Source organism: Thalassobius sp. Cn5-15 (assembly GCF_022347685.1).
Lineage (GTDB): Bacteria > Pseudomonadota > Alphaproteobacteria > Rhodobacterales > Rhodobacteraceae > Thalassobius.
This window is the reverse complement of the sequence record NZ_JAKRGF010000001.1, coordinates 881,030-893,296: the sequence shown is the minus strand read 5'-3', so window position 1 is coordinate 893,296 and position 12,267 is coordinate 881,030. Positions and strand designations below refer to the sequence as shown.

Below are 12,267 nucleotides of genomic sequence, written 5' to 3'. Positions count from 1 at the left end.
GGCCTTATGTGGAAAACGATGTAGCCTGCCCCTGCGACCACACGGTTTCGGGGTCCAACGGAAAGCTGGGCCGGGGCAGGCGCGTAAAGGGCCAGTTTTCCAGAACCGGCGACGTCAATCCGGCTGTATCAACCTCATAGACCTGTTCCGGCGTAAACCACGGGGCAAACCCGGCGCGGAAATGCCCACGGGATTTCACGCAAACGGTCTGCGCATCGGCTATATCCAATCCGAACATCTCAAAGAACACCGGGTCTGCGGTCTGGGTGCGGTCAGAGATGACCACAACCGATATGCCACCAATGTTCAGCAGCGCTGAAGGACCCAATTTCATGCGGCGTCCGGCTGTCAGCCCCAATCGACCGGTTACAGTGCCATCATGCAGCGCCGCGACCTCTGCCGTGACCTCTAGCGGCGTATCCCACTGCTCCCACGGGGCATCACCACGCGATCTGTTGAAGCGCGCGTCAAAGCGGGCGCCTACACCCAACCGATTTGCTTCGGCAGCCAGCGCGGGGTCGTAGAACGAGCCGTATAGAACCCCCTGCGCGCGGGCCTCAATGAGCGCCGCCAACAGTGCCGTTGTGCGCCCTGAGCCACCACCGCCCGGATTGTCACCGGTTTCAGATAAAATCACGGGTTCAGGTTGTTCGAAACGCGCAAGCTCGACCGCGTCCGATATACTCGTCATCTGGCGGATAAACTGGTGACGGATGTTCCAGGCCCGATCAGCGATCTCGGTTGCGAGACGCTCCGCCTCGATAAGATCATCGCGTGCGGTCACCACCACTGAAACCCCGTTTTCGGGCACGTCAGAAAACACAAAATTGCCAAAGATCGAAACATTCAGTATCGCACCTGCCAACTCGGCCTGACGCCGCTGGCCATAATCGATCAATTCCCCATAGGGTCCAGAAGGTGTCAGAAGCGACACTGATGCCGGGACCAGTGGCAGTTTGACATGCGCCACCTGAGGCGAAATGTGTCCCGAAAGGATACGGCGCAGCGCAAACGCTGTCTCTTCTCCGCGTTCAATCATGTCAACATGAGGATTGGTGCGATAGCCGCAAATCAGATCTACCGCATCACACATCTGATCCGAAATATTGGCATGCAGATCTAATGTCTGAACAATGGGAACATCCGGCCCAACCTTTGTGCGGATGCGGGCCGCCAGTTCACCGTCAGGATCATCAAGGTGGGTGGCGGCCATGGCACCGTGATGGCACAGGTAAACCGCATCCAATGTGTGATCCAGACCCGCCAGCGCTTTTTGGGCATAGGTCTCGAACACCTCTTCTTCGACCGGCCCTTGCGGATGGCAAGCGGCCAAAATCACAGGCACTGGTTGCCAGGGACCTGTTGCGTCCATTGCTTGCACAAAGGATGCGAATTCTTGTGCGAGCGCAGGCGTCTTGCTGCGGGCGTCGACCAGCAGCGCGTCACCTTCCAGCCAGTTGAGGTTTTTGAAGTCAGACAGATTTGCCGGTCTGGCGAAACGGTTTGACTCCAGGATCATACCCAGAAGGGCGACGCGCGGCTTTCTCATTGGTCACATTAACCGGCAGGCTGAATAATCGGCGGATTCACATCGTCCGGCATCGGGCACTGATATGGTGTCTTGCGCAGATGCGATTGATGTTCGTCTTTCGCAGCCTGCATCAGCGCCGGGTCTTCGATGATGCGTCGTGCTGTTGCGGCCATCACTTTGGCGGCGTGGACCATACCTTTATGCGCAATGGGCGTTTTGCCATGAGCTACCATTTGCCAGGTGTGCAGCGGTGTGCCTACAGCGCATGTGGCAATCCGTGCCTGAACGGTCGGAACCGCCCAGCTTGCATCCCCTACATCGGTTGAGCCGTCGCCACCTTGGCCCGTATTGTCCAGAGGTGCAACGAAATCGCAAAGTGCCATGTCTGGATCATACTCGCGCCCGACGCGGCGGAAGGTGTGTTGCTTGTCGGCCTCTGTCAGCGACTCCTGTATTTGTTTTGCAAATGCGCGATCCGACTGATCAAAGTCCACGGGGCCAAGCCGGTCCATTTCGGCTTGCATCGCCTCTTCCAGTGGACGGTTCCCAAGTAGGTTGGACACTGCAGAGAAGACCTGCGTTTCGACACTGGTTTCGGTCATCAGGGCCGCGCCTTCAGCAATCTTTCTGACCCGTGCGACCAGATCGCGCAGACCCGCAAGATCGCGTGAACGGATCAGCTGGCGTATGGTCGCGCGATGCTGCACCACGTTTGGTGCCACACCGCCCGCATCGATATAGGCGTAATGCACGCGCGCGTCGTCCGGCATGTGTTCCCGCAGGTAATTCACGCCGACATTCATCAATTCCACCGCGTCCAGCGCGCTGCGCCCGAGTTCAGGGGCACCCGCCGCGTGTGACGCTTTTCCGTGAAAAGTGAAGTCAATTCTGGTATTGGCGAGGGATCGGGCCGGGAAGACGGCGGTATAGCTGCCGGGATGCCACGAGATGGCAAAATCCACGTCATCGAAATATCCGTCGCGCACCATATAGGTCTTCGCCGCACCGCCTTCTTCGGCCGGGCATCCATAGTATCGAACACGCGCCTTGATGCCGCTTTCCGCCAGCCAGTCTTTCACGGCTGTTGCCGCCAGCATCGCTGCCGATCCCAGCAGGTTATGCCCGCAGCCATGGCCATTGGCCCCTTCGGTAATGGGTTTGGGTTCGGTGACGCCGGATTCCTGACTGAGGTAGGGCAGCGCGTCGAACTCGCCCAGAATGGCGATGACCGGGCCTTCGTCGCCGGCTTCTCCGATGACGGCAGTGGGCATTCCAGCCACGTTTTTGGTGATCTTGAAGCCTTGCTCTTCCAGCATTGCGATATGTTCGGCGACGGAATCAAATTCGCCATAAAGGGTTTCTGGTGTGTCAAAGACACGGTCTGACATTCCGACAAACGCGTCACGATGGGTGTCGACGATATCCCAGATGGTATCTGTATTTTGCATTGTTTTTTCCAGTTCTAACGTGTGGGCCAGCGCCTATGCGCTTTGACGTCCCAGATCGTGATGACAACTCAGCTGGTGGCCCTGCACTGGCTCCAGAAGGTCTGGCGCTGCGCTTTTGCACAGGTCGGTGGCCAATGCGCATCGCGGGTGGAAGTGACAGCCTGCTGGAGGAGACAAAGGCGACGGTATTTCGCCTTCAATGGGGGTAAAGGACCGCCTGCGCTGATCCAGTCTCGGGACCTCGGACAGCAGTGCGCGGGTATAGGGATGCCGCGGATTTGCAAAAAGCTCTTCCGTTGGTGCACTTTCGACAACCCGGCCCAGATACATGATCACAACCCTGTCTGCGATGTGTTCGACGACGCTGAGGTCATGTGAGATGAACAGATAGGTCAGATCGAACTCTTCCCGCAGTTCCATGAACAGGTTCAAGACCTGCGCCTGTATCGACACGTCGAGGGCGGCAATGGATTCGTCGCAGACCAGAAAGCGTGGCTTCACAGCAAGCGCCCGAGCGATGCCGATCCTTTGCCTTTGACCGCCAGAAAACTGGTGCGGATATCGGCGTTTCAGTGTCGGATCAAGACCCACGCGGGTCATGATGTTGTCGACATACTCACTTTGGTTGGCCCGGGTACATAACCCGTGCACCAGAGGTGCCTCACCGATGATCTGTTCTACACGCATCCGCGGATTCAGCGAAGCGAAGGGATCCTGAAAGATCATCTGAATGGCAAGACCCGCTGCGCGCCGCTCTTCCGGCGTCATGGACGACAGATCCTTGCCTTCGAAGAGCACCCCCCCCTCGCTGGCTGCGTGAATGCCCGCTACAACCCGACCCAAAGTCGACTTGCCGCAACCGGATTCCCCGACCAGTCCAACGACCTCTCCGGGTTGCACCGTAAAGTTGACACTGTCCACCGCGTGAACAACTTCTTCACTTATGCTGGATCCAAGTCGCTGCGCGATCTTGCCAGCAACGTCTAACCCCTTCACGAAACGCTTGGAGACGTCTTTGATTTCCAAGATTGGCTTGGTCATGCTGAAACCCTCTCATACGGGTGGAAACACCGAACCAGATGGCCCTCGCCACTTGGTACCGGAGCTTGCTTGCAGGCGTCACTCGCGCGTGAACACCGCGCCTGAAACGCACATCCTGTCGGCAGGTTCAGCATGTTCGGTGTCATGCCGGGAATCTGCATCAAAGGTTCACCGCGCCGATTGGCTGAGGGGACCGATCCCAACAGGCCAACGGTATAAGGATGGCGCGGGTTATCGATCACGTCATCCGTATCACCCTGTTCGACCACGCGCCCGGCATACATCACCGAGATCCGGTTCGCCAAACCAGCGACAACCGCCAGGTCATGGGTGATCCAGATCATCGCGGCCCCTCGCTCATGGCACATCTTTTGGGCGACGTGAATGATCTGTGCCTGGATGGTCACATCCAGAGCAGTTGTCGGCTCATCCGCGACGATCAGATCGGGATTGTTGAGAAAGGCGATTGCAATGGCAACGCGCTGTCGCATGCCGCCTGACAGCTGGTGCGGGTAGGCACGCAACCGTTCCTCTGGCGATGGAATGCCAACCGCCCCCAATCCGTCCCGGGCCCGTTCCCACGCTTCGCGCTTACTGACGTTTTCATGGGCTTTGATCGCTTCGATCATCTGCGTGTCAATGCGCAGAACCGGATTGAGCGTCATCATCGGGTCCTGGAAGATCATGGCAATCTTGCCGCCTCGCAGCTTGCGCAGCTGTTCCTCGGATTTGCCAACAAGATCTTCCCCGTGAAAGCGGATGGACCCACCGGCGACGCGGCCGGGCTGATCGACAAGGCCCAAGATCGAGAAACCGGTTACTGATTTGCCTGAGCCGGATTCACCGACCAGTCCCATGACCTCGCCCCGGTCAAGCTTGAAATCGACGCCATCGACGGCTTTGATCACTCCAGCCCGGGTAAAGAAGTGAGTTTGCAGGTTTTCAACAGATAGAACCGTCATTTCTTCAACCTCGGATTAAGAACGTCGCGCAACTGGTCTCCCACCAAATTGATCGACACAATGGTGAGCAGCAGCGCGATCCCTGGGAAGATCGAGATCCAGTAGCGACCAGAGATGATGTATTCTCGGCCACTGGAAATCAGCACGCCCAAACTTGGTTCGGTCTGCCGAAGACCAACACCCAGGAAAGACAGCGTCGATTCCAGTGCGATTGCTGACGCGGTCTGCACGGTGCCAATCACGATCAAAGGAGCAAGGCAGTTCGGCAGAACATGCTTGAAGATGACGCGCCCGTGGGACAGGCCAAGACAGCGCGCCGCCTCGACATATTCCTTGGCGCTCTCGACCAGGGCTGTTGCTCGAACCGTTCGCGCATAATAGGCCCATTGTGCGACAACCAAGGCGATAATGATCTTGTCGATCCCGCGCCCCAGAGCGGCCACCAGCATCAGCGCAATCAACGCGGCGGGGAAGGACAGCTGAAGGTCCACGGCCCGCATGATGAGTGTATCGACACGTCCACCAGCGTAGGCCGCAACCAGACCGATTGCAGTGCCGATGATCAGCGCGATCAACCCGGAGGCCAGACCGACCATCAGGGAAATGCGGATACCGTAAAGGATGGCCGAGTAGAGATCACGCCCTGCGCCGTCTGATCCCAGCCACATTGTGTAGCCGTCAAATGCTTCGGTTCCGGGCGGCTGGGCGGCGTCCATGATGCTGACCTGAGCAAGGTCATACGGGTTTTGCGGCGTGATCCACGGCGCAAGGATGGCAAGCACCACAATGGCAACCAGTACCACCAATGACACCACTGCGATCTTGTTGTCCGCGTACTCTGAGACAAATCTTTGAAAGGGTGTCTCGACGAGCACGGCCTGGGCTGCGGTATTGTCTTCTGGATTGAGAGATTGATCTGTCATGCGCCCTGATCCCTTAGCCGCACTCTCGGATCGAGAATGGAATAGACGATATCGACCAGCAGATTGATGGCCACGAAGAGGAGTACGATGATCATCAGGTAAGCCACGACCACCGGGCGATCGAGCTGCAGAAGAGAGTCGATCAAAAGTTTGCCCATACCCGGCCACGCGAAGATTGTTTCGGTCACAACGGAAAAGGCCAGCAGGTTGCCGAACTCCAGCCCAAGCACGGTGACAATCGGGATCATGATGTTTTTCATCAGATGCACGCCGATAATGCGGTGTGTCGGCAGGCCTTTGGCGCGTGCAAACTTGATGTATTCCTGATGCATCGCCTCCCGAACTCCGGCACGTGACAGTCGAATGACAAGACCGATATTGGTCAGCGCAAGGTTCAGGGCGGGCAGCAACAGGTGCGAGAGTCCGTTCCACGTCCACAGGCTCGACTCGATGCCCAGAAACACGGCTGTCTCACCGCGCCCGGTGGATGGCAGCCACCCGAGATATACCGAGAAGCCCATGATCAGCATCAGCCCCACCCAGAACGTCGGGAGGGAAAAGCCGAGAATAGAGCTTGCCATGATGGTCCGTGATATACCCTGCTCGGGAAACAGACCGGCATAAAGACCAAGCGGAATACCCAGAACAACGGCCATGAGCAGCGAAACGAGTGCCAGTTCGATAGTGGCCGGCAAATGCTGCAGGATAAGCTTCAGCGCGGGTTCCCCGAAAATGAATGATTTGCCAAAATCTCCCTGGGCAATGCCCTTTAGGAAAAACAGGTATTGTTCGGCAATGGGTTTATCGAGGCCAAGCGCGCGAATTGTTCTTTCGATTTCGGCTTGGTCGGCCTCAGGGTTGATGAGCATGTCAACAGGGTTACCAATGACGTTCACGCCAAAAAAGACGATCAGCGACATCAGGAACACGACGATCATTGCTTGCATCAACCGTCGTATGATGAAGACGGTCATGAGAGCTCCTGGCTGTAGATGCGGGCAGGCTTTGAAAGCCCGCCCGTAAATGTGATCATTCTTTGGTGACACCCGTAGCGAGCGTGTACTCGTCCGTGCGGGGCGCGTAGGCAAAGCCTTTGCGCACACCCCAGGTGTTGACCTGATAGTGCAGTGGGATGATTGCAGCGTCCGCGATGGCAAGCTCGGTCGCCTGAGCCAGCAGTTTTTCGCGTGCTGCGCTATCAACTGTCTGCAAGGCTTCTGCGATCAGGGCGTCCACTTCCGGGTTGGAATAGCGTCCGCGGTTGGAAGCCCCCCAGCCCTTGTCCGGGTCGTGTGTACCGATCAGCGAGCGCAATGGAGAGGAAGCTTCGCCAGTGCCTGACCCCCAGCCAACAAGGATAAAGCTGAATTCAGGACCGCCTTCAGGACCACCGCGTGACGCGCGCTGGAAATAGACTGAACGGGGCATGGTTTCGACGCTGGTTTTGATGCCCACGCGCGTCAGCATCTGACCAATGGCCTCGGCGATCTTGGCATCGTTGATGTAGCGGTCGTTCGGGCCGTGGATTGTCAGTTCAAATCCATCCGGCACACCGGCCGCCGCCAGCAGTTCTTTCGCGCCATTTGGATCGTATTCGACGGGTTGCAGCTGGTCTGACACGCCAAAGAAACCGTTTGGCAGCAATTGTCCGGCTTTGATCGCAACGCCTTCCATTACGCGTTCTACAATGGCGTCGCGATGGATTGCTTTGGAAATGGCCGTGCGCACTTCGAGTTTGCGCAGCGGGTTGTCGATGTCGCCGCCGCCATTGGCTTTGACAAAGGGGCTGTCAGCGCGCCCGTGGTCAAGGTGCAGGTAGATGACCCTGTTCGATGTTCCCTGACTCAGACCGACGTCCTCGCGACCTTCCAGTGTGGCGATATCCGTCGTCGGCACGCTATTAATCACATCCACATCACCTGCCAGCAGTGCCGCAACGCGTGCCGGGCCAGATTTAATGGGTTTGAATGTCACAGTGGACCATGGAGACACATCGCCCCAATAGTTTGGGTTGGACGCCAGAACGATGGAGTCGCCTGGCTTATAGCTGACAAAAGTGAACGGGCCTGTGCCAACGCTCGCTTCGCCGCTGTTATAAGCGGCGGTTGTCGCATCGCAGCCGCTTTCGGACGATACGATCGGAACGTTAGAGACATCATTGGCCATCAGCGGATACGGTGCTTCGGTCGTGATGTGGATCGTAAAGTCATCGATCTTCTTAAGTGTTTTGCCTTTGGTCATCGAGGCAAACGAGGACGGCGAATTCGGGACATCTGGCGCCCGAACAAACGAGCACAAAACGTCATCTGCATCAAAGGCGGAACCGTCGTGATAGGTGACGCCTTCACGCAGCTTGAATTCCCAGGTTAGTTCATCAACCGGCTTCCATTCCACGGCAAGCCCGGGGTTCAGCCCCTGAGTCTCATCCTGACGGATCAGCGTGTCATAGATGTGCCGGCTCATGGCGTTGTTGGGTGTCAGATTGTGAAAATGAGGGTCCATCGATGTGGGTTCTGATGCCAAACCGATGGTCAAATCTTCTGCAAGAAGGGGAGTTGATAGAGCGACAACTGCGACCGTGGCCAGTGCGCGTGTCTTTACGGTTCTGTTCATTTTTTCCTCCGGATCTGTTGTGGAGGTAACGTTAGTAGTCAAAAAACGACTAGTATATAAAATATATTATGCAAAAAAGTCATAAACCAATACTAAATTGCGATACCATCTGTCTCACGATCAACAACGGGCCTGACCATGCTTTCCAGATCATATAGCTTTCGCGAGTTTGAGGCCTTTCGGCTGCTTCTCACCACGGGTACCACAAGCGCGGCGGCACAACGCCTTAAGGTGTCTCAATCGGTTGTCAGCCGGTCTATCAGTAATCTTGAGAACCGATTGGGCAAAATCCTGTTTGAGCGGTCCGGCAACCGATTGGTTGCGACGGAAGAAGCGCTGGTGCTCGACAAGGCGCTGGATCCGTTGTTTGAAAGCCTGATGCGCATTCATGAATCGAACTTTGTGGAGGAGATTACTCCGCCGCTAAGGCTGGCCGCACCGCCGGCTATTGCGCATCGGTTTCTGCAGGATCAGGTTGTTCAATTCGTCAGACAGCAGCCATCGGCAAAAATTTCTTTCGAGGTAACCGCATCCAATAACCTTGTGACAGGAGTTGCAGACGGGCAGTTCGATCTGGGCCTGACAGATGCATATGCCGAGTATTCGGGTGTCACGCATCATCCTTTGTGCACAACGAATTTGGTGTGCGCGATGCCTGCGGATCATGCTTTGACGGCCAAATCAGTCATCCAGGCGGATGATCTGGCTGGGCTGCCGTTAATTGGGTTACCTCGACGGCAGATTACGCGCACCCTGACGGAAAGAACCTTTGCAAAAGCCGGGCTAGAGCCGCATTTCGTTATTGAAACGGCAACTGCGGTATCCATTTGGCATTTCGTGGGGGCAGGCCTGGGGCTGGCGCTTGTAAATCCGTTCCCTCTGGCGCTCACACCGGATTCTCAGGTTGCGGTTCGACCGTTCGATCCCTCTATTTCAAGGGTCACCAGCTTTCTGACAACCGCAAACCAGCCACTCTCGTCAACTGCGCGGCGGTTTATGCGGTTTGTGCGTATCAATATGCCAAACGAAATTTTGCATCAAAAAATAGAGCCTTAACGTCTTGGTGCACAATTCTTCTTGGCTCGCGTGGGCGCGTTTTAGGTTGAGGTTGTTTCGCTTCACAGCTCACCGATCTGCTTCTGTTTTGGGCCTTATGACATCTTGTTTGATGTCATCAGCCTTTGGTCGCTTGCTCGGCAACATGGCAGGTGAGAGGACCGGAACAAATCCGTGACAGGGCCATGTTATCTGCAGCCAGCTGTGGGCACCTTGCCGCCTCGACCCGTGCGATGATCGATTTTCTGGTGGCGCAAAGCAGCGCGGAAGTGTGCTGACCTACTGTGCACCAGTTGTCTTAGCGCTCTGCATGGTATTGAATTCGCTGTGCCCATCTGGTCCTCAGATGTGATCTAGCGGCGGGCTATGGTGATTTTGGCCTGCAGGCCGTTCGTGCCGGGTGCGAAGGTCAGGGTGCCGCCGTGCATGTTGGCGATGGTCGACACGATGGTCAGGCCAAGCCCGTAACCGCTGATCATGCGGGTGTTGTTGCCGCGTTTGAACGGGGCCATCAGCGCCTCGATGTCGGCGGCGGTGGTGTCGGCGCCCTCATCCTCGACAGTGATCACTGCGGTGTCGGCATCGCGGGCCAGATGGACACGGGCGCGACGTCCGTATTTCAATGCATTGTCAATCAGGTTTGACAGCGCCCGCCCTATGGCGACGGGGCGGGCCATAACGATGACTTTGTCATCGGGGGGCAGGGCGGCGGTGCCACGGCGTGACATGAACAGGGATGTACCACCGGGGACGGGGACCTCTTGAGGAATGGCAAACACTACGGGGCTGCCGACATCCTGATAGTCGGCGACAATCGCCTCTATCAGAGAGGTGAGGGAGACGGGGCGCGGCACCTCTGCGTCTAATTCGGCGCGGGTGTATGTCAGCACGCTTTCGATGATACCGGTCATCTGGTCGATGTCGGCCTCCAGCTTGCTGCGCAGCTTTGTGTCGTCGATCAGGGCGCTGCGCAGTTTCAACCGTGTTGCAGGTGTGCCCAGATCATGGGTTACGCCCGAAAGAACGGCCGCACGTTCGGCCAGTTTGTCACGCTCCACCTCTAGATAACCGTTTACGGCGGCGACGATATCGCGCAGTTCTTCCGGCCCTGCGGTGTCATAGGAGGCAGGGCCGCCCAGACGGTGACGATTGCGCAGCATCTGGGCAAAGCCGGCAAATTGTGCGGCGCTGTTGAGAACCAGCGTCACGATCATCCCGACGGACAGACAGGCCAGCGCAATCGTCCACAGCCGATTGTCCTGCGGCGCGGCGGCACAGCCCCAGACCTCTGCTGCATCGACGCGCACCCAAGGCTTGTCTGCGGGTTTGGCGAAAACCACGGGTTCTGTGCAGTAACTCGCCAAGAGTGCAGTCAGCGCGCCCAGCGTTTCAGTGGGGGGCTGATTTGGGCGTGAGGGCAGATTTGCCAGAGGATAGCGCAGATCTGACGACAGAATGGCCAGAGTGAGCGGTGCTGCAGTGCGGTCGACCGACGGGGTGGGCCGGATCGACAGATTGGTGATCAGGGCAGGGTGGGGGGCACCGGTGATCACCTCAAACCGGCCGCGCATCGCGCTGGCCTGATCCTGCGGCGTCAGGCGGTGGGCACTGACCCCAACAGGCGGCGCGCGCCCTGACAGCAGACTGTCGTAGAGCACCGCACCAGTGAAACGGGCGCGGTCCAGATGCGCCGCCCAGCGGGCGTTTGATTGCACCCAAAGCGCAGCAGCCAGAAACCCCAGCCCGAACGCGGTGAGCACCAGTACCATGCCTCCGATCCGCAGGCTGCGCAGCGCGGGCATCACACCTCCTCGGCGGTGACATCCACCGCAAAGACATAGCCGACGCCGCGTTCGGTGCGCAGCATCTCCGGCGCTTTGGGATCCTGTTCGATCTTGGCCCGCAGACGACCGACCAGCACGTCGATGGCGCGGCCTTCTGCGTCCGACGTTGTTTCTTTCTCGCCGGTGATATCCAGCGCGATGGCGATTTCTTGGCGGGTGAGGGGGATGCGTGGATTGGCCAAGAGCGATTGCAACAGCATTGTTTCGCGCCGCGATAGAGACACCTGATATCCCTCCGGCGACAGGACCTCGTCACGTTTGGCGTCATACCTCCAGCCGTTGAAGCGAAATGTGGTGCGCCGCCGCCGGTGTGTCAGCGAAGAGGCACGCCGCGTGCGCGCCAGAACCGCACGGATGCGCGCCAGCAGCAGGTCGGTGTTGAACGGTTTGGCGATATAGTCATCCGCCCCCACCGCATATCCTGCCATCCGGTCGCTGTCGGTTGACAGGGCTGACACCATAATGATCGGCACCGCTTGTTCGTCGCGTAGTCGCGCGCAAATCTCCACGCCGCTTTCATCACCCAGCATAACATCCAGCAGGATCAGGTCGATCCGACCTGAGGCCAGCTGTTTGGTAATATCGGCCTCATTGGTGGCGGGCAGGGCGATACAGCCGTTTTGTTGTAGAAACTGTGTTAGCATCTGCCGTAGCTCGGCGTCGTCATCGACCACCAGAATACGTGGAATCGTCACTCTCAACCTCTTGCGGTTCGCCTGTTTATTCGGGCTGCGGCCTGTTGGCGTGTAACAGACTGCAACAGAAACATGGTTCATGTAACAGCAGGTAACGTGTCTAACGATTTTTTGTTTCCGCTACCAGTATAACTGCATTGCGCAAATTGCATAG

10 protein-coding genes are annotated in these 12,267 nt (G+C 57.5%); 1 reads left to right on the top strand and 9 read right to left on the bottom strand.

Annotation, left to right across the window (positions count from 1 at the left end):
• Positions 1-4: 4 nt before the first annotated feature.
• The 7 genes from MHM86_RS04275 to MHM86_RS04245 are packed head-to-tail and all read right to left on the bottom strand — an operon-like array spanning position 5 to position 8,518.
• Positions 5-1,549, bottom strand: a complete 1,545-nt coding sequence (locus tag MHM86_RS04275; protein WP_239196208.1) for a M81 family metallopeptidase — start codon at positions 1,547-1,549, stop codon at positions 5-7.
• A gap of 8 nt (positions 1,550-1,557) precedes the next feature.
• The gene (locus MHM86_RS04270) at positions 1,558-2,979 is read right to left on the bottom strand and encodes a M20 family metallopeptidase (RefSeq protein WP_239196206.1); all 1,422 of its coding nucleotides are present in this window, start codon (positions 2,977-2,979) and stop codon (positions 1,558-1,560) included.
• 33 nt (positions 2,980-3,012) lie between these two features.
• On the bottom strand, positions 3,013-4,020 hold the full coding sequence (locus MHM86_RS04265; RefSeq protein WP_239196204.1) for an ABC transporter ATP-binding protein: 1,008 nt from the start codon (positions 4,018-4,020) through the stop codon (positions 3,013-3,015).
• Positions 4,017-4,982 (bottom strand): ABC transporter ATP-binding protein, encoded by a 966-nt coding sequence (locus MHM86_RS04260; protein WP_239196202.1) that lies wholly within the window; start codon positions 4,980-4,982, stop codon positions 4,017-4,019. Before MHM86_RS04260 ends, MHM86_RS04265 begins: the two co-directional genes overlap by 4 nt.
• A complete protein-coding gene (locus MHM86_RS04255; protein ID WP_239196200.1) occupies positions 4,979-5,905 on the bottom strand; it encodes an ABC transporter permease in 927 nt (308 codons plus the stop codon). Before MHM86_RS04255 ends, MHM86_RS04260 begins: the two co-directional genes overlap by 4 nt.
• Entirely contained in the window at positions 5,902-6,879 is a 978-nt protein-coding gene (locus tag MHM86_RS04250; RefSeq protein WP_239196198.1) for an ABC transporter permease, read from the bottom strand. Before MHM86_RS04250 ends, MHM86_RS04255 begins: the two co-directional genes overlap by 4 nt.
• A gap of 55 nt (positions 6,880-6,934) precedes the next feature.
• Positions 6,935-8,518: an ABC transporter substrate-binding protein gene (locus MHM86_RS04245; protein WP_239196196.1), complete on the bottom strand. Its 1,584-nt coding sequence runs from the start codon at positions 8,516-8,518 to the stop codon at positions 6,935-6,937.
• Between the two features lie 138 nt (positions 8,519-8,656).
• Here MHM86_RS04245 and MHM86_RS04240 point away from each other — a divergent pair, with 138 nt between their 5' ends.
• Positions 8,657-9,574 carry a LysR family transcriptional regulator gene (locus tag MHM86_RS04240; protein WP_239196194.1) on the top strand — a complete coding sequence of 306 codons (918 nt, stop codon included), beginning with the start codon at positions 8,657-8,659 and terminating at the stop codon, positions 9,572-9,574.
• 353 nt (positions 9,575-9,927) lie between these two features.
• Here the strand turns inward: MHM86_RS04240 and MHM86_RS04235 are convergent, their stop codons facing one another.
• The gene (locus MHM86_RS04235; protein WP_239196192.1) at positions 9,928-11,376 is read right to left on the bottom strand and encodes a sensor histidine kinase KdpD; all 1,449 of its coding nucleotides are present in this window, start codon (positions 11,374-11,376) and stop codon (positions 9,928-9,930) included.
• On the bottom strand, positions 11,376-12,113 hold the full coding sequence (locus MHM86_RS04230) for a response regulator transcription factor (RefSeq protein WP_239196190.1): 738 nt from the start codon (positions 12,111-12,113) through the stop codon (positions 11,376-11,378). The genes MHM86_RS04235 and MHM86_RS04230 overlap by 1 nt, the downstream gene beginning before the upstream one ends.
• Positions 12,114-12,267: the final 154 nt, after the last annotated feature.